18 protein-coding genes and 1 pseudogene are annotated in these 17857 nt (G+C 67.5%); 4 read left to right on the top strand and 15 right to left on the bottom strand.

Features of this window, described 5'->3' with window-relative positions; genetic code table 11:
• Positions 1-16 precede the first annotated feature (16 nt).
• The 5 genes from ACFVIV_RS10140 to ACFVIV_RS10160 form a co-directional block, all read right to left on the bottom strand.
• Positions 17-619: a hypothetical protein gene (locus ACFVIV_RS10140; protein ID WP_379194570.1), complete on the bottom strand. Its 603-nt coding sequence runs from the start codon at positions 617-619 to the stop codon at positions 17-19.
• Positions 620-1102: 483 nt separating this feature from the next.
• A complete protein-coding gene (locus ACFVIV_RS10145) occupies positions 1103-1759 on the bottom strand; it encodes a TetR/AcrR family transcriptional regulator (protein WP_379194572.1) in 657 nt (218 codons plus the stop codon).
• Positions 1760-1986: 227 nt separating this feature from the next.
• Positions 1987-2808 (bottom strand): alpha/beta hydrolase, encoded by an 822-nt coding sequence (locus ACFVIV_RS10150; RefSeq protein WP_379194574.1) that lies wholly within the window; start codon positions 2806-2808, stop codon positions 1987-1989.
• Positions 2809-2941: 133 nt separating this feature from the next.
• Positions 2942-4180, bottom strand: coding sequence for a hypothetical protein (locus tag ACFVIV_RS10155; RefSeq protein WP_379194576.1), 1239 nt, complete (start codon positions 4178-4180; stop codon positions 2942-2944).
• Positions 4181-4185: 5 nt separating this feature from the next.
• The gene (locus ACFVIV_RS10160; RefSeq protein WP_379194578.1) at positions 4186-4614 is read right to left on the bottom strand and encodes an acyl-CoA thioesterase; all 429 of its coding nucleotides are present in this window, start codon (positions 4612-4614) and stop codon (positions 4186-4188) included.
• A 129-nt stretch (positions 4615-4743) separates the two neighbouring features.
• Between ACFVIV_RS10160 and ACFVIV_RS10165 the strand changes: the two genes are divergently transcribed.
• Positions 4744-5553, top strand: coding sequence for a helix-turn-helix transcriptional regulator (locus tag ACFVIV_RS10165; protein WP_379194580.1), 810 nt, complete (start codon positions 4744-4746; stop codon positions 5551-5553).
• A gap of 40 nt (positions 5554-5593) precedes the next feature.
• Here the strand turns inward: ACFVIV_RS10165 and ACFVIV_RS10170 are convergent.
• Positions 5594-6739, bottom strand: a pseudogene (locus tag ACFVIV_RS10170) (RimK family alpha-L-glutamate ligase); the annotation flags it as partial.
• A gap of 335 nt (positions 6740-7074) precedes the next feature.
• On the opposite strand from ACFVIV_RS10170, the gene ACFVIV_RS10175 reads away from it, so the two are divergent.
• Positions 7075-7281 carry a hypothetical protein gene (locus ACFVIV_RS10175; protein WP_379194582.1) on the top strand — a complete coding sequence of 69 codons (207 nt, stop codon included), beginning with the start codon at positions 7075-7077 and terminating at the stop codon, positions 7279-7281.
• Positions 7282-7445: 164 nt separating this feature from the next.
• Here ACFVIV_RS10175 and ACFVIV_RS10180 read toward each other — a convergent pair whose 3' ends face one another.
• The 6 genes from ACFVIV_RS10180 to ACFVIV_RS10205 form a co-directional block, all read right to left on the bottom strand.
• The gene (locus ACFVIV_RS10180; RefSeq protein WP_379194584.1) at positions 7446-7709 is read right to left on the bottom strand and encodes a hypothetical protein; all 264 of its coding nucleotides are present in this window, start codon (positions 7707-7709) and stop codon (positions 7446-7448) included.
• 13 nt (positions 7710-7722) lie between these two features.
• A complete protein-coding gene (locus ACFVIV_RS10185) occupies positions 7723-7890 on the bottom strand; it encodes a hypothetical protein (protein WP_379194586.1) in 168 nt (55 codons plus the stop codon).
• A gap of 286 nt (positions 7891-8176) precedes the next feature.
• Positions 8177-9022 (bottom strand): PaaX family transcriptional regulator C-terminal domain-containing protein, encoded by an 846-nt coding sequence (locus tag ACFVIV_RS10190; RefSeq protein WP_379194959.1) that lies wholly within the window; start codon positions 9020-9022, stop codon positions 8177-8179.
• A 177-nt stretch (positions 9023-9199) separates the two neighbouring features.
• A complete protein-coding gene (locus tag ACFVIV_RS10195; RefSeq protein ID WP_379194588.1) occupies positions 9200-10123 on the bottom strand; it encodes a saccharopine dehydrogenase NADP-binding domain-containing protein in 924 nt (307 codons plus the stop codon).
• A gap of 23 nt (positions 10124-10146) precedes the next feature.
• Positions 10147-10560: a hypothetical protein gene (locus ACFVIV_RS10200; protein WP_379194590.1), complete on the bottom strand. Its 414-nt coding sequence runs from the start codon at positions 10558-10560 to the stop codon at positions 10147-10149.
• Entirely contained in the window at positions 10557-11951 is a 1395-nt protein-coding gene (locus ACFVIV_RS10205) for a flavin monoamine oxidase family protein (RefSeq protein WP_379194592.1), read from the bottom strand. Before ACFVIV_RS10205 ends, ACFVIV_RS10200 begins: the two co-directional genes overlap by 4 nt.
• A gap of 500 nt (positions 11952-12451) precedes the next feature.
• Here ACFVIV_RS10205 and ACFVIV_RS10210 point away from each other — a divergent pair, with 500 nt between their 5' ends.
• The gene (locus ACFVIV_RS10210; protein ID WP_379194594.1) at positions 12452-12997 is read left to right on the top strand and encodes a dihydrofolate reductase family protein; all 546 of its coding nucleotides are present in this window, start codon (positions 12452-12454) and stop codon (positions 12995-12997) included.
• Between the two features lie 102 nt (positions 12998-13099).
• Here the strand turns inward: ACFVIV_RS10210 and ACFVIV_RS10215 are convergent, their stop codons facing one another.
• From ACFVIV_RS10215 to ACFVIV_RS10225, 3 genes are all read right to left on the bottom strand, one after another.
• On the bottom strand, positions 13100-13708 hold the full coding sequence (locus ACFVIV_RS10215; RefSeq protein WP_379194595.1) for a beta/gamma crystallin domain-containing protein: 609 nt from the start codon (positions 13706-13708) through the stop codon (positions 13100-13102).
• A gap of 147 nt (positions 13709-13855) precedes the next feature.
• A complete protein-coding gene (locus ACFVIV_RS10220) occupies positions 13856-14872 on the bottom strand; it encodes an MASE1 domain-containing protein (RefSeq protein WP_379194597.1) in 1017 nt (338 codons plus the stop codon).
• 3 nt (positions 14873-14875) lie between these two features.
• A complete protein-coding gene (locus ACFVIV_RS10225) occupies positions 14876-16630 on the bottom strand; it encodes a GAF domain-containing protein (RefSeq protein WP_379194961.1) in 1755 nt (584 codons plus the stop codon).
• Positions 16631-16918: 288 nt separating this feature from the next.
• Between ACFVIV_RS10225 and ACFVIV_RS10230 the strand changes: the two genes are divergently transcribed.
• Positions 16919-17596, top strand: coding sequence for a hypothetical protein (locus ACFVIV_RS10230; RefSeq protein ID WP_379194599.1), 678 nt, complete (start codon positions 16919-16921; stop codon positions 17594-17596).
• The last annotated feature ends 261 nt before the right edge of the window (positions 17597-17857 follow it).

The following is a 17857-nucleotide window of genomic DNA, read 5'->3' on the forward strand; positions in this document are numbered from 1 at the left end:
TCCCGCCGATCGCGCCCTACAACGAGTCCTTCCCGATGGTGCGATCGTTGAGCTCCCGCCATTCCCGATCCCAGCGCGCATTGCGCCGGGCATCCAAGACCGCTCCGGTGATCCACACCGACGCCGCGGCCGCACACCAGCTTTCCACCAAGATCGCCAACCCGGTCCCGATCCCCTCGGCCGCCGCCGCCCCCGGCTTGGCCGGCTCCGTAGCCGGCTCCCCATCCGCCCCCACCCACAGCGCCACGGTGCTCCCGACCTCCTGCGGCCCAGGAATCTCGACAGTGGCAGTCCCACTGCGCCCATCATGATTCCACTCCACCGCAGCCTCGTACCGATCCTGATGCACCCCACTCCGCCCCGGATCCACCAGCAACCGCGGCTCCCCCGTCACCGTCGCACTGATCTCCGTCTTCCCCACATCCTCCACCGCAATCCGATCAGCGGCATTCGTATAGCTAACGGTCCCGAACGCCCCCGCCACCGGCACGGCAACAATCACCACAACCACAGCCAACGCCCGCAACACGATCTCGAACCGATCCGAGACACGCATCAACGGACTGGGATTCCACGGCCGCACCCGCCACAGGCGCACCGCCCAAGCAGACTCAGACACCTGGACCGCCTCTCTCCACGGCGTCCACCGTCACCACGTACATCGCTAGCAGTACCCACTCTGATACGCCTTGAACACGGTAAAAGTCAAGGTCACAGCGTCGTATCGGCTTAACGCGGGCTCCAGATTCCACTTTTTCCCACATGCGTCGCCGCGGTGTCGCGAAGGTTGCCGTACTGCACCCATTTCAGCGACGTACCCCGAACCACCGTCTGTAACAACCGATTCGCGGCCCCCGGCAACACGAGGCAGCCCGGTGGCTGATCAGAACATGCGTGGGGCCCGCATGTCATTGCGCCTCACCGCCGATCGCCCTTCGAGCACCGGCCGCGTCAACCGACTGCCAGACCTCGGATCCTGGCTCGAGACCGCCAACCCCAACCCGCTCTGCCCAAGGGTGAATCGACGTCGCGCTGGTCGAGTACACCCACGAACTGGGGTGAGGCGGAGAGCGGGCCGGTTCGGGGCGGCGGCGTGGATCGGTCAGTGGTGGATGTCGGTGGCGAGTGCCGGCCAGAGGGTGGCGGTCATCTTGTCGGCGAGGCCGCTGCGGGTGGCGGCATCGTCGCCGCGCAGGAACGCGCCGAAGTAGGCGCCGAAGACCATGGTGGCAATGGTGCGGGTGTCGATGCCGGAGCGGACGGCGCCGCGGTCGATCAGGTGGCGCAGGACGTGTTCGACTCGGGAGACGCGGGGTTCGACGGCGCGTTCGACGACGTGGGCGAGCAGTTCGGGGACGCGGTCGGCTTCGCTGATGAAGCCGCCCTGCAGGACGATGGCGTCGGGGTTGTCGTAGCAGGGGTCGACGCGGCGGATGGCCTCGGTGAAGGCTTGCCGGGGTGTGAGGTCGTCGAACGGGAACTCCGGCGTGGCCGCGGTCTGGGCGCGGAATCCGTAGTCGAGGGCATCGATGACGAGCTCGAGCTTGCCGGGCCAGCGCCGGTAGAGGGTGGGGCGGGTGACCCCGGCATCGGCGGCGATATCGCCCAGCGCCATGCGGGTGTAGCCGTCGGTGACCAGGCGGCGCCGAGTGGCGAGGATGATTGCCTCGTCCACGGCCGGATCGCGGGGACGGCCGCCGCGGGGTCCGGACTTGCCAGCCTGCGGGTGCTCGGTGGATTCGGCGCGCGGCGGTGTCATGGCCTCCCCATTCGATATTGCGTTACACAATCGGACTGTAACCCTTGCCTTATCGTGCTCAGGCGGTACGGCCGCTTCGTCCCTTGCGGCTCGAGCGGCCGGTCCGCCGTCGCGCCCGGCCGGCCAGATGAGGCGATGCGCGTCGAAGGTGTTAACGCCAGGGCCCGGTCCAACCGCATCACCAGGCCTTCGGCGGCGGCGATCTCGGCTACGGCGGCGTGCTCGGGTCAGCGGGTGCCCCGGTGGGCCTGCTCGATCACGTCGGCGACCGTGTCGGGGTGGCTGATCATGACCGCGTGCGAGGAATCGACCTCGCTGATGTGCGCGCCGGCGCGTTCGGCCATGAAGCGCTCCAGGCTCGGTGCGATGGCGTGGTCCTTGGTGGCGATGAGCGCCCAGGACGGGAGGGTCTTCCAGGCGGCCGCGGTGGCGGGCTCGCCGAAGGCGTCGGCGGCGACGGGGCGCTGGGAGATCGCCAGGAATGCGGCGGTGGAGGCGTCGACGTCGGCGGCGAAGGCGGTGGCGAACCGAGCCTGATCGAGCCACACTTCGGTGCCGGTGGCGCCGTCGGGACGGGTGTACTGGAAGACCTGTTGCGGCAGCGGCGGCACCGACGCATCCGCGTGCGCCTCGAGCAGCCCGCCCAATGCCTCACCCTCGTCGGGGATGAAAGCCGCTACGTACACAAGGGCTTTCACATCGGCGACGGCGGCGGCCGCGTTGGTGATGACGGCTCCGGCGTAGGAGTGGCCGACCAGGATCTTCGGGCCCTCGATACCGGCGAGCAGACCCTGCAGGTAGACGGTGTCGTAGGCCAGGCCACGCAGCGGGTTGGGCACCGCGATCACGGGGAAGCCGCGCCGGTGCAGGCGCGCCGAGACCGCGGCCCACCCCGAAGCGTCGGCGAACGCGCCGTGGACCAGCACCACCGTCGGCTTCGGCTGCCCCTCGTCGTCGCGGTCGCGGGCATGTGCGCCGGGGACCAGGGAGTGCAGGGCCGCCTCGATCGAGGCGATGGCGGTGGCGGCGCGACCGGTGTGCTTGCTCATGATTTCTTCTCCTTCTCAACGGGATTCGTGATTTCGCCCCGCCTGCCAGGCGGGAGAACCACTCACTTTCGTTACAGTGAGTAACTGTAACGTAACTCTGAGGTTTCGCCAACTCGGATCGTCGGCGGTTGCGTCAGCGCAAGGCGAGAGCGGTCAGTTCTGCCAGGTTGGCGACGATGACCTCGCGGAGCTCGGCGATCCGCGCGGGGCGGTGGAAGCGCGGGGAGAAGGCCAATTCGATGCTCAGCCGCCCGGCGAAGGTGGACACGAAGTAGCCGACCCAGGTCACCGGTTCCGAGGTGCCGAAGCCCCGGAAGTCGACCATCTCCATACCCTCCGGCACGGCGAGGTCGGGAACCACCCCCCAGTTGGTGATGAAGTTCCCGGCGCCGCTGCGTGGTCGGCCCTGCGCCGCGAGCGCCGCCGCGGCCAACATGACCGCGAGCGCGGACCCGCCTTCGATACGCGCGATGATCTGAGACTTGGCCGCCTTCGCGAGCACCCCCGGCTCCGAGCCCGGCGCGCACACGATGATGGTGGGCGCGAAGCCCAGGGCATTGGTGACCTCGTCCGGGCGAGCCGGCGGATGCAGGTGCGGACGCAGGTCGACGAGGTGGAACATGATCATCGGCAGTTCGGCTGCGTCATCGGCCGATTCGGCGAGAATCGTGCGTTCGGCGCGCACGATCGCGGCACCGAGCAGGGCGTGCAAGGTCGTCCCGCAAGCCCGCGCGTGACCCAGCAGCGCGTCGGTCTCCCTCTGCGACAAGGTGATTCGCTGCGTCGGCACGGGACGGAAACCCGTGCCCTCGCCGCGGTCGACGGGCGCGATGCTGTGCACCGGACCCGCGGCCGGAACGGCGAGGTCGGGCAGGACCATGGCCCGGGCGCGGTAGGCGTGTTCGAGGCCGCGCGGATGGACCGGGATCGGTTCCGGGAACGCCGCCCCCTCGGACAGGGCCGCGGCGGTGTGCCAGAAATACTCGAGCAGCGCGAATCCCATTGCGGCGTCATTGATCGCGTGGCAGACGTGTAGCGCGACCGCGGTCCGCTCCCCCTCGGACACAATCGTCAGTTTCGCCAGGCTGTGGGCGGGGTCGAGCGGCGTGACCGCACGAGCGAGCCAATCCCCGATTCCGTCCTCGACGATCTCGACGACCGCGGCGCTGGAGTCATCGTCGGGGATATGGAGCCAGCAGTCGCCGCCGGTGAGTTCTATCGTGCCGCGCAGCATCGGATACTTCCGGCACAGCAGCGCGAATGCCGCACGCAGCAGCGCCATGTCGATATCGCCAGTGCAGACGGCCACGTAGCTCACGGTGAGTTTGCGCGGCACGAAGCCGTGATCTATCAGTCCCAGGCGGTATTTCATCTCGTTCAGGCCAGGCCGAGGAGGGCGGGGTCGGCGGCGCGGGCGCGCAGCTCCTTCGCCGGGTCCGCGACCAGGCGCCGGGTTCGCATGTCGAGCAGGCCGCTGACGCTGGTCACCTCGGCGACGAGGGTTCCGTCGGGCTTGCGCAGAACATGCTCGACGCGATGGGTTTTGCCCGATCCCCACACGAACGCGCAGGACACGTCGACCTCGTCCTCACCGCGCAGTTCCGCGTGGAAGCGCAGCGTGGTTTCGAGGTTGACCGGCCCGAGACCGTCGGCCAGCAGACGGTCGGGCGACAGCCCCGCGGCCTGACCGCAGGCGAAGCGGGACTGCTCGGTGTATTGCAGGTAGACCGTGCTGGCCACGTGATGGTTGGTGTCGAGCTCATAGCTGCGAACGGTGAAGCGCATCGTGAACGGAGCGGCACTCACAGGTCGGGTCCTCCGGGATTCATCGGGATCGGTGTCGGAGAGCCAGCCTGCCGCTGCCGCGACACCGGTACCAAGACACTGATGACACTGGTGCCAGCAGCACCTGGCAGACGCATCGCGGGATGGCCGATGAGGGACGTGACCGCCCCCTCCCCCCGCCGCACCGAACTGGCCGCGCTCCTGCGCAGCCGTCGCGACCGCCTCTCCCCCACTCAGGTCGGCATCGCGCCCGGATTACGGCGACGCACACCAGGATTGCGACGCGAAGAGGTCGCCGGGCTCGCCGGGGTCTCGGTCACCTGGTACACCTGGCTCGAACAGGGACGCCCCATCAATGTCGGCGCCCACATCCTCGACGCCATCACCGAGTACCCGGCCGCGGCGATCAACACCCGCTGGGACCTGCTGGGCTGCAATAAATCCGCGGCCGCACTGTGGCCCCGGCTCACCGCCCCCGACAGCTCCCGCAACGTCCTGTGGAAACTGTTCACCACCCCCGCGGACCGTCGCTGCTTCGTCAACCGCGCCGCCGGCCTGCCCCACATGGTCGCCTCCTTCCGCGCCGACTTCGCCAACCACCTCGACGACCCGGCCTGGACCGACCTGATCCGCGCACTCGCCACCGCGAGTCCGGAATTCACGCGCCTGTGGGCCAGCCACGACGTCGCCGCCCCACCGACCCAGACCATGACCTACCGCCACGCCACCGTCGGTGACCTGTCGCTGACCCTGACACGCATGGAACTGCCCGCCACCCCCGAAAAGTTCTATCCCGTGATCGAGACCGCCTCTCGTCCATCCGCAACCGTCGCCGGACCTATCGTGGCAGCGGCTGTGGCGGTACATCGATGCAGCCGAGATCGGCGAGAACGGCGCGAACCAGGGGTATCGCGACACTGTTCAGTCCGCCGGGCACATCCAGCACGGGGTGAACATTGACCTCTATGACCATACCGCCGTTCTCGACGACCAGATCCACACCGCCGAAGGACAACCCGACCGCACGACTCGCGGCAATGGCCATCTCGAGGTACCTGCCCTCGAGTGCGTTTACCGGCAGCACCGTCGACACCGCACCCTGCGCCTCGTTACAGGGACGGTCATGATCGCGCTGAATGTGCTCGCACACCCGCAGCACTCGCTCACCATGGACGACGACACGGAATTGATGCCGATCCCCTCGGCTGTCGAGATTCTTCGCATCCCGGCACAGCTGCCACCTCTGCCCTCGCGCGGAGTAATAGGCCGCAGCCTCGAGGACCGCGCTCTCGGTCCGCAGATGGAAGACCCCGCGCCCACCCAAACCGGTCACCGGGCGCGCCCAGACATCACCGCCCAGGCGGCGATACGCCTCCAACGCCTCGCCCGGGGACGGATCACGCAAGGTGACTGTCTCGGCGTGCGGAATCCCCTCGCGTGCAAAGCATTCCACCATTCGCCCCTTGTCGGTAGCGTTGCGCCACCCATCCCGCTCGGCACCCCATGCCCGCACACGGCCGCGCCCCAGCAGCTCGAGAAAATCCTCCAACCTGTGCCGGTCGGCAGGATCGATCTCGTAGACCACCACCGCATCCGGGCGCATCACGACTCCGTCGGCCGCGAGCCACACGCCGGCTTCGTCGAGTCCGGCATCTCCTCGCCCGCCACACATGAACAGTCGGGCGTCGAGCATCACCGGCGCTCGACCGGTCACCGCCACGATCGCCTTCGCCAGGACGTCCCTGCTGTTCTCCGGCGAACCGAGATCAGCGACAACCGCAATCAAACTACCTTCCACCGGCGCACACGCTAGCAAATAGCATTGCCGTGCAAGACATTTCGGGCAATTGCAGGTAATATTCCCCAGCGGCGCGGTCACGTCCCTGCGCCCCGTCCCGCGGCCGTGCGTCGCGCGGAGGCGCCGACGATCGCACGGCGATCCCGGATCGCTCACGCGTATCGCCGCGCGCCCCACCGGAAGCAGCTGCGCAGACACCCTGCTCAACAGACCCGCCCCGCGTGGGCCCATGGGTCGGTCTCCGCCCGCCGCACAGCCGACATGAATCGAGTGGCGACCGTCTGTGTCTCGCTCACCGCAGTTCCCGCAGCACTGCGGCGATACCATCTGCGGCCAACCATTCGCCATAGCTCATCCCGGTGCAAGCACAACTGCGCCGCCGCCAGCTCGAGATCTCCGGCCACGACCACTCCGGCACCCGACGATCGCTCGCCATCATCACCGGTCACCACCCAACGATCGAGGCAGGTGCAGTCGGCTGGTGCCACCGCGATCGGCTCGCGCCGCAAGTCTGGAACAGGTTCGCGCGCAGGACCACTCGCGGGCGGCTGTCCCACGACAGGCGAAGGGTGGTCCATCGAATCCGTTTCCAGCCGAATGGAATAGGTCGTTCAGCCGATGTCGGTGAACTTGCTCGGCCGGAGCATGGGAACTGCATTTCCCGCTTCCGAAGAAGGATCGATATGAACACTGATGACCGGACCGACCAGGCCGAGCGACTCACCGGCGAAGGCAAGATCTACAGCTGCCGCAGCGGTGAGCTGTTCCTCACGACGATCGACGACAAGGGCAAACGCACCACTGTGTCATTGGGGCGTGGTCCGCACACCGACGGGAACGCCACCATTTCCTGCGTCGGCAATCGCGTCAGGACGGTCATCAACTCCTAGATCTTGCCGTGGGAGATCGCCGAGCGAGGTGATGAGGGGGCACCTGCCCGGCGACCGGACCCGCGATCGACCGGTGGTCGGTCGGGCGCGGGAGTCGTTGAACCACTTCGTGAGATCGCGGCTCGGAGGTGATGCGGAGTGGTTCCGGACCGGACCGGGTAGGGTTACCGGCGGCACCAAGCGGCGCGGGGTGGGCAGACTGTCCAGCCGTTGCCGCCGGGTCGCGGCTTGCGGGTCCACTTCGGCGGCGGGTTGCCGGAGCCGCCGTCGGTGGTCTCGGGGTCGCGCGGGGGGCGTTCGGCGCGGAGTTCACCGGTGTGGCCGGCGGGTGCGGCGGTGGCGGTGCCGGGAGCGAGAAGCGGTGCGAGACAGACTGTTGTGGCGAGCACGGCGGCGGCGATACCGGTGCGCACGGGTGTCGGTTGCATGATGTTCCTTCGATCAGCGGGTCGCCTGGATGGCGGGCGGTTCTTGTTCGATCTCCACGCATGAGTGGTTGTGGTATCCGAGGTGACGGCCGAGGTCGGTGAAGAAGCGGTCGATGTCGAGGACCGCCTCGGGCGGGTGGACGCCCGGGGTTCGGGCGGTGCCGTCGATGACCTGGGACATGGCCAGCGCCAAGGGGATTCCGGTGGCACGAGCCCGGGGCTGGCGCCCATCCCGGCCCGCCCAACACCAGAGCTCTCATATCCTATCGCCTACATAACTATCGTTTCGTATACGATCCACTCTAGCACGATAGTTCTAGTAGACACGAGATTCGGCACGGAAGCACCGCGAAAGGAAGCGACGACTCCCCGCAAGGGGTCGGCACGTTCACACCGAGATTCGAATACGTTGAGGCGTAGGTGAATTCACCGCTGGGACCAGGTCCTGCGGCGTGATGTCGCGGCGACTACCGGGTGCGCGAACCCACGGCAGGAGCCGACCCGTTGATGGCCTCCCGCACGGCCTCGGAATACACCCGGAAGAGCCGCGGGGATGCGAGCACCTCGAATTTCTCGAGTTCTGCCCAGCATTCCGCCACGACCGCGCGCGCCTGCGCGCCGATCCACGGCCGCGGCAGCAGCTCCGGCGGCAGCAGCGGATCCGGATCCATCGCCCGGGTGAACTCCGCGGCTATCTCGATCTCGATCGTCAAGAGTTCGGTACCGGTGAGCGCGCCGGTTCGCAGTGCACGCAACCGGCTTTCGGCAACCGCGTGCAGTCGCATATGCCCGACCGCGAGCCGGTCCAGTGGCCACAACTGCGCGGCGAGGGCGTGCGGCGAGTCGAGTCCGCCGACCCGCAGATCCCGCGTCGTCATGGTCGAGATGTATTCACCGACACCGTGTTCGGCGGCCGCGGCGGCGATCCGCTCCTCCCAGGCATTCGCGCAGACGTAGAGGCCGCCCTGAACCGCCGCACCACCCAGGTGAACGATGCTGTCGCGCATGGCGTCCCGCGCGGATCGCGCCGTTTCGGGCACCGCGAAGGCCACCAGATGCCACACCCCATCCCACGGCGCCGCCCCGCGATCCTGCGCGAACATGTAGCGGATGAACTCCAGATCGGGTGCGATGGCCGCGCGCGTACGGTCGGACGCGTACAGCACGGCCCGGCGGCCGCGCCCCTCCTGCGTGAACTGCCCCTCGGCCACCAACCGCTTGATACACAGCCGCACCTGCTGATCACTCATCCCGAGCGTATTCGCCACCGCGTACAACTCGCCAGCGTCGATCGTGGAGTCCTCGCGGATCATGCTCTCCACGAGCGTGCGCGTCGGAATCTCGACGGCAGCGTCCCGCTCGGCGCCCACACTCACCCCTTCGGATCGATCGCAGCCGGATCAGCATTTCTTTCGGTCATCCTACGATCGATTCGCGGACAATCGTTCACGCCCCGTCGTGATGCTCGCGGCCGACCGGAGCGAGCGCGCTCAGTGCCGGCGGATCCGGGCGCCGCAATCTCTCTCGATACGGGTCGAGGCGCAGGTCGTCACCAGCCGGAGCACACGTTCGAGATCCCGGAAGAAGAGCTCCGGATCGATGATCGCACTGGCAAGGTGCACGCCGGGCCGCCGAACGGCATCGTCGAGTAGCTGATAGAGACCCAGCGCCAGTGATATTCCGGTGGCCGTCGCCGTGTCGATCGTCAGCAGGGAGTCCTCGAGCGGTACGGACAGCCGTGCCAGCACCACCTCTGCACGCTCCGGGTTCGCCCCGGTGGCGACGCCGAAGAACGGCGGCGACGTTGTCGATGACCCGAAGACGACCGAAGCCGGGGATGCCTGGACGCCACGCATCGAAGAAGTCACCAACCGGCCGTCCCGACGCGATAAGACCGTCCCGCCGATCCGCCCCGTCCGCAATGCGTGGGTACCGGTGGAGGCCACGAAAACGTCGCGCACGCAACCCAGCTCACGCGCCGCGGTCAACGCGAGCAGAGTGCCGATCCCCAGACTCGCACCCATCCCGGCGATCGCGCACACACCGCCCGCCCGCGCTTCGACCTCGAGTTCGCCCCTGCGCAGAGTCGGTTCCCACTCGTCGCAGGCATCGAGGTAGTGGGTCCCGGTCTCGATCGCGACCCGCAGGACGGTGAGACCGCATTCGCGATACGGCCCAACAGTATCGAGCACAACGTCCGCCGCCCGCAGCGCACCGAGCAGGTGGTCCCGATCGGTGAGCTCCACCCCGTGCGCACGGATGGACCGCCGGCGGTCGGCGATTCGATCGGCCACACGTTCGGCTGTACCGAGGTCAGGATCCGCGATCACGATCTCAGCGACACCGGGCAAGCCCGCTGCGGTCGACACCGCCGCTTCGCCGGCCGCCGCTCCCCCCAGAACAAGCACCCGCACAACACTCTCCGATCAGTACGACATCATTGGATTCGGCCGGCTTTCGCGGCCATGGGCGTTCCGTGAGCCGGCGGGACCTCGCCGAGGCCGCCGTAGACGTCCTTGCCCTGTGCTCGGGCTCGAGCGACCATCTCATCGGCCCCCATCGAAGCCCCGCCGATGCGCAGGACCGCGTCGCATCGGGTCAGCAGTTGCTCGGCGATCGGATGGAAGATCTCCTCGAAAACGGTGTCTCCGAGATGAATGCTCCCCGCGATCTCGAGCAGCGGCAGGGCCAGGGCCTCACCGGTGACAGGCAGGTGCCCGGCTCGGAACAGCGCCAGCGCGGCCCGGTTCATCGCATGAAGGTTTGCGGCGATCTTCGACGGGTCGTCGCCGGTACCGGACCGGTACGGCCCCGCCACGAGAATCATCAATGTGCGCGGCTCGCTCGTCATGGGCACCTCCTGGAGGGATAGCGCGATTCGGCTTGGCAGATGTGATGGGCCGCGTCTTCGCCGGCGCGGACGGCGCCGTCCATGTATCCGTTCCAGATGCGGGATTGTTCGGCCCCGGCGAAGAGGATCGGGCCGTGCCGGTCTGCGAGGGTGGGTCCGATGCGGGTGATCAGACCCGGCGGCACGGTGGGCATGCAGCCGGCAGTGAACTGCTCCGCACGCCAATCCCGTTCGATGTAGTCGAGCGGGCGTTGCGCTTCGGGTCCGAAATAGCTTGTCAAGCAGTCGATTACCGCACTGCGGCGAGTTTCCGGGTCGGAGAGTCGGTCCGGCGTCGCGGCGTTCCGGCCGGTGCCGTCGGCGACAAAGGCGGTGAGGATGCCGAGGCGGGCATCCGGTGGCGAATTGTCGACCGTCACCGGCGCCGGGCCCAGGTCGCCGAGAGCCTGGCCGCTGAGGCCCGCGGCGCGCCAGAACGGCCGCGGATAGACGGCGTGCGCCTTCATCCCGGCGTGAGCGCCGATACCGGCGGTCGCTTCGGCGAGTCCATATGGCAGAGATGGCCGGAACGCGATCGAGCGACGGTCCGCAGGGCTCAACGCAACGATCACGTACCGGGTTGTCACCACCCGCTCGCCGGAGTAGACGGCCGCGCCCTCCGCGGTGGCATCGATACGGGTCACCGGGCGCGCGAGTTCGACGGTGTCGCCGAGGTCAGCGGCCATCCGCGCGGCGAGCAGTTGCGATCCGCCGGCGAAGCGCAGTTCCTGTGCGCCGCCGGTCATGTCGAGTAGCCGGTCGAGCCCTCCCGCCGATCGGATGCGGATCAGAACCGAGAGAAGTGAGATGTCCGCGGGGTTGCCGCCGAAGGTCAATCCACTGATCACGTCGAGCAGATGACGGGCGCCGGTGGTGCGCAGCTGTCGGCGCAGGAACTCGTCGAGGGTGCGGCCGTCGAGTTCGGCGGCGCCGTCGGCGACCCACGGGCGATCGAGATCGATTCGGCGAGACATCGACTCCAAGCGCATCAGCGCCCCGGCCAGGTCCAGCCCGATCAGCGGAAACGGATACGGCACACCGAATCGGTAGGTGCGCCGCTTGCCGCCGAGAATCAGCACCGAACGCCCGCGGTCATAGCTGGCGAATGTCGGAACGCCGAGCTCGCGCCCCAACGCCAGCACTCGATCCTGGCCAGGACCCACCCACTGCCCGCCGCCTTCGACGACGGTTTCGGCGTCGACGCGCTGATTCAGCACACGCCCGCCCACCCGGTTCGCCGCCTCGAACACCGCTATCCGACGAATCCCGTTCTGCCACAGCCGACGTGCGGCCACCAAGCCGGACAGGCCGGCGCCGACCACGACGACATCCCGCTCGAAGACCTCATCCATGGCAAGACCGATGCAACAGCCCCGCGCTGTCCGGGCTGATAGCCCACACGACTCCTCCTACGATCGAAAAATAACCGTTCACATTCGATACGATCGAATGTAGCATGAACGAATAGTCGCTGCGGGAGGAAGCTCATGCGGGTTCGCCACAGCCTTGATCGACACGGAAACCATCTCGCCGCACGGAATCTCAACAACTCTGGGCACCTCTGCGCCCTGGAAGCGCTGCGCGGCCTCAGCAACCACGCCCGCACAGCACCGGATGCGCCCGTGCCGCACCTCGCGAAATAGCGCACACCCCATGGCATCTCGACGGGCCTTCGCCGAACCCCTCAGACCAAAGGCGGCAGAGCACCGAGTTCAGCTGTCTCGCAGTGACGCACGAGTGCGCGGTCAGCGTCCAGTGTCGCTCAACGCTGCATTGCCGAAACACCGCTTGCTGGGCGGTCTTTGGGCCGGCGATGCTGAGTGAACATCCGAACAGGCTCGAAAGGCTGTCCATGCGCAAGATCATCGAATCCACCTTCGTCACCACCGACGGAGTTGTCGGCGAGCCACATCAGTGGGGTACGCCGTACTGGGATGACGAGCACAGCGAGTACGGGACCCGGCTGCTGTTCGCCGCCGATGCGCTCTTGCTCGGCCGCGACACCTACGAGGGATTCGCGCAGGTGTGGCCCACGCGCCCCGCTGAAGATCCCTATACGGCTCGCATCAACGCCATGCCCAAGTACGTCGCGTCCCGCACCCTCGCACAGCGGGACACGACATGGAATGCCACTGTCCTGCAGGGGAATATCGTCGACGCCGTGCGCGCCGTCAAGGCGCAGGACGGTGGTGACATCCTCAAGTTCGGCACCGGCTCGCTGTCACACACACTGCTCGAGGCCAAACTGGTCGACGAATACCACTTCTGGGTCTTCCCGGCCATCGCAGGCGCCGGCGATCGGCTGTTCGACGGCTACGCCGAACTCACCCATCTCCAATTGCTCGGGACGACCGTCTTCAAATCCGGCATCGTCGTGCACCGCCTCGCCCCGCAGTGAATGCCGATGAATCGCGGGGCGGTTCGCGCCCGGATAGGCTCCAGCCCTCGCCACGGATAACCTCCGCTGGTGAGGGGAGGACACCTCGGACAGCTTCGCGATTCAGAGCTCGAAGATGAATTCGCTTGCGCTGGCCTGTTTATGGCTCATACCGGGCGGGAAGGCGGCACCGGGATCCAGTTCGACTTCACTGGTGGTGGGGTTCCAGCGGAAGTAGCAGGAACCGGTGGGGTTGTAGATGTAGGTTTCCTGGTCACGCACATAGAGTGCGGTGGTGACCGAGCGGCCGTCCTCGAAGGCGAGGGCGATGGGCAGGAAGTCGGGGTCGTTCTGGGCGAGCCATCGCTCGCTGAGTCCCGGGTCGGCGCCGGCGGTGTTCACCTTCATCGCGTAGGTGCGGTCGGGGCGCGTCGCGTTCACGAAGCGGGCGGCGATGAACCGGGTGCTGCGGTACGTGACAGTGAAGACCGACAGGCCATGGATGGCGCTGATATCGGGCTGATCGGTGTCCCATTCAGCGTAGGCGCCACCGAAGCCGTAGTGCTGCCAGGCCATTACTTTGGCGGTCGCGCCCACTCGGACGGAGAGGAATCTGTCATTGAGTTGCCCGGGGACTTCCACTACGCCGTCGTTCGTGCTGTAGGGAAAAGAATCACCCTGAAAATCGCGCTGTGTGAAGAAGATTGCTTCATTGGATTGCGGAGTGGTCATCTCCGTACCTTCCATTGTGACTACCGAGCATTCGGTATCGGAAAGGCGCCCCCGGTCGGCGCTGACCGCGCTGACGCTGCCGATTCAGTGTCCGATCGCTGTTCCCCGTCCGGGAGAGTCGAAAGTCCTCGGCCAGTGGGGATCCGCTCAGTCGGCTCGGGGCGGCTTCAGCGGTGGGAGCCGATGCAGGAGATCGGTCATGCCTTCCAGGGGATGGCCTTGTTGCAGCGTGGTCACGGCTCGGGTGAGCTGGATGCACGCATCGTCGACCGCGCGGCGGGCGTGGTCGCGCTGTGCCGTGAGGGTCGCGTGGAGCAGGGCTGTGAGGGCAACCGAACCGTTGAATGCCTGCAGCACAACCATTTTCGTGGTGAGGTCGAGGTCGGCGAACGCGGGGAGATTTCTGGAGGCCGCGTAGGAGGCGACCGTGGAGGAAATCAGGGCGCACGGTACGGTGCCGGCCAGGTGGAAGCGCAGTCCGGCCCAGATGAGGAAGGGAAAAGCGAGGAACAGCATGTTCGCGGCCACGGCGGTCGCGGCGAGCACGACCGCGAGCGTGCCCGCGAACAGAGCGATAGCCTCGGCGATCCGCCATGGCCCCAGCGTCCGGGGTTTCGCGCCCGAACCAAGGAGCAGGATGAGCGGTGCGACCGTGAGCACGCCCATCGCGTCGCCGGTCCACCAGACGAACCAGGTCGGCAACCAGTGGTCCGGTGACAGCGCACCCGCGACCAGCAAGGTCGTGCTGCCGACTGTTGCACTGACCAGCATTCCGGTGAGCGCGCCGAGGAACACCAATGCCAGCACATCGGTGATCCGGTCGAATCCACGGCGAAATCCGACCCGTCGGAGCAAGAGATACGCCACGAGCGGGGCCGCCGTATTCCCGGCCGCGATCACCAGGATGGCCGGAAGCTGCGGCCCGAGAACGAGGTTGACCGCGAACGCGCCGAGGGTGATACCCGGCCATACCCGCGGGCCCCGTAACAGCAGGCACGCGAGAGCGATTCCGGTCGGCGGCCAGAACGGTGTCACCTGGTGCTCGACCAGCGCCATCCGCAACCCGACTTGCGCGGAGGTGAAGTACGCGACGGCGACGGCCACGATCCACAGCACGAGAACGACGTGGCCGCGAACCCGGCCCACCGGCAGCTGAGGGCGCATCGTCTAGCCCTCCGCGGGGAGCGGGGCCGACCAGCGCAAGGTGGTTCCGCCGCGGACATTCCCGGTGGCATCGAAGTGGCCGCCGCACTCGCGGGCCCGGACGGCCAGGTTGGCCAGTCCGCTGCGGCGGCGGACGGAGGTGTCGAGGCCGACCCCGTCGTCGGCGACCTCGAGGGTGACCTCGTCGGCGACGGTGAGGCCGACGGTGACGGTGCGGGCGGAGGCATGGCGCACCACATTGCTGAGTGCTTCACGCAGAACGACTTCCACGGTCTCGGCGAGCGCGTCGGGCAGGACGGAGATCGGGCCGGAAAGGTGGATCGTGGTGTGCAGGGCGGTCTCGGTGGTCATGTCGGCGACGACGTCGTGCAGGCGGGTGTGAAACGTCGGCGCCCCCGGTCTCGTGTCGTGCAGGTTGAAGATCGTCTGGCGGATGTCGTTGACGATGGCCTGGAGATCGTCGATCGTGCGGGTGAGCCGGTCCCGGATGGGCGCGGAGCGGGCGCGCTGGAGAGTGCCCTGCAAGTCCATGCCGGTGGCGAAGAGTCGCTGAATCACCTGGTCGTGCAGGTCGCGGGCGATGCGTTCGCGGTCGGTGAGCACGTCGAGTTCCCGCATTCGCCGCTGATTGTCGGCCAGTTGCCAAGCCATCGCGGCCTGATCGGCGAAGACGGCCATCATCGCGAGCGCGGATTCGTCGAAGTCGGCCGCATCGGGCGGGCGGAGCACCGCGAGCACGCCGATCACCGAATTGCGGGCGCGCAGTGGCAGCAGCAGCACCGGGCCGAAGCAGGACAGGGCATGTCGCATCGGGCGATAGGCCAGCCTCTCGGCCGTCGCTACGCAACCGGTCCGGAACACCCGGCCGATGTGCGAACCGTCGAGCGGGATGCGCTGCGACAGAAAGGACTCCGCATTGTGGCCGGAGCCGGCCGCAACGATCAGCTCGCGCACGTCGTCGTCCGGTACATCCGGGTCCTCCGGGAGCGCGATGAACGCGCACGCCGCTCGGGTGAGTGTGAGCGCGCGCTGGGCGACGAGGCTGAGGATCTCCGAGGGTTCTCCGCAACCCAGCAGTTCGGTCGCCGCGTCGCGGGTGGATTCCAGCCAGCGCTGGCGAATTCGTGCATCTTGGTAGAGCCGAGCGTTCTCGATCGCGATGCCCGCGGCCGCCGCCAGAGCGCGGACCACGAGTTCGTCGTCCTCGGTGAACTCCCGGCCGTCGGTCTTCTCGGTCAGGTAGAGATTGCCGAATACCTCGTCGCGCACCTTCACCGGAACACCGAGAAAGGTCTTCATCGGCGGATGATTCGCCGGGAAGCCGACCGATGCCGCATGAACCGAAAGGTCGCTCAAGCGAAGCGGTTTCGGCTGCGCGATGAGCAGCCCGAGCACCCCCTCACCGTGCGGCAGCTCGCCGATCAGCTCGCGGGTGCGATCGTCGATGCCCTCGTAGACGAATTCGGCGAGATTGTTGCCCAGCTCGCGTGTCTCACGGACGCCGAGCGCGCCATACCGGGCATCGACCAGTTCGATGGCTGTATGCACGATCGAGCGGAGTGTGTCGTCGAGGTCCAAGCCCGCCGAGATCACCAGCATGGCCTCCAGCAGCCGGTCCATTCGACTCTGCATGCCGGCGAGCTGGCCGATTCGCTCCTGCACTTCACCCAGCAACGCCCGCAAACGCAACTGAGAGGGCGCGTCGGCCCAGGGATCATGGCCGCCGCGGGCGCCCGGCTCACGTGGCATGGCCGCCATTGTGCACGGAGCCAGGTCGTGCCGGAGGCGGTATTCAGCGTCATTGACAAGACCGCCGCGTGTCGGTTGCGCCGGTGATGCACCGATCGAGCGCAACAGCGCTCGGGCGTCGATTCGGGCCATGGCGGGACTTTCGGCTCTGTCGACGCCATTCATGCAGTGGTGCTATTGGTGCGCCCACTGCGAGTCACGAGGAAGAACGGGGTAGCGAACGTGAGTACGTGCGAGGGACTGCGAACTTCCCGGGCCCGGACCGAGGTGATCACATGCGGCGCGGTCCCGGCGGCCATGACGGCTCGAGCGGAGTGGCTGATCGAGCGAGTGCTGCGCCGGCACGATCTCGACGCCGACGCGCGGGTGCGGCTGACCCGGTCACGGGCGGCGAACGACGAACTCGTCGTGCAGGTGAATCTCGATACTGCCCGCACACCGATCCGGACACAGATCAGCGGCCCCACCGGCTTCGCCTTGACCTTCGCCGCGGAGCGGTTGGACCGCCACATACACCGGATCACGACCGCCGAGGGCCCGCGGAACTGGCCCGACCCCAGTCGGGCTCCGTTGGCGCTGGTCACGGCCGACCGGCCCATCGTGCGGCGTAAGGCCGGCTACCCGCTGCCCCGCGACATCGCCGATGCCATCGCCTTGATGGAGGAGATGGACTTCGACGCCTGCCTGTTCACCGACGCGATGGCGGGTGAGGACGCGATGGTGTACTGGTCGGGGCCGCTGGGTGTGCGATTGGTCCGGCAGCGGCGGATGAATGCGCCGAAACAGGCGAAGCTGTTGCGGCTCACCGTGAACCCGCATCCCACGGGCGTTCTCACCGAGCCGCACGCGGTGGCCCGGCTGTGTGGTTACGGGCTGCCGTTCCTGTTCTTCACCGATGCGCACGACGGGCGCGGCCGCCTGCTGTATCGGCGGTACGACGGCGACCTCGGGATGGTCGTCGCCTGTGATGGATGAGATCGATCTGTGATGGATGAGATCGATCCTGGGCCGACGGCCCACCGGGCACGGATTCGGGGTAGCCGTACCCGGTAGGCCGCCGTGGCGGGTCGGTACCGTGGCATCCACATCCGGGTGGCGGACGATACGCGTGAGCGATCCGGGATCGCCGTGCGATCGTCGGCGCCTCCGCGCGACGCGCGGTCGCGGGGCGGGGCGCAGGGACCGAACCGATTGGCTCGCTCGTCGATCGACGTCGCTCGACACGATACGTCCGCA

This window comes from Nocardia sp. NPDC127526 (assembly GCF_042672265.1).
Taxonomy (GTDB): Bacteria; Actinomycetota; Actinomycetes; order Mycobacteriales; family Mycobacteriaceae; genus Nocardia.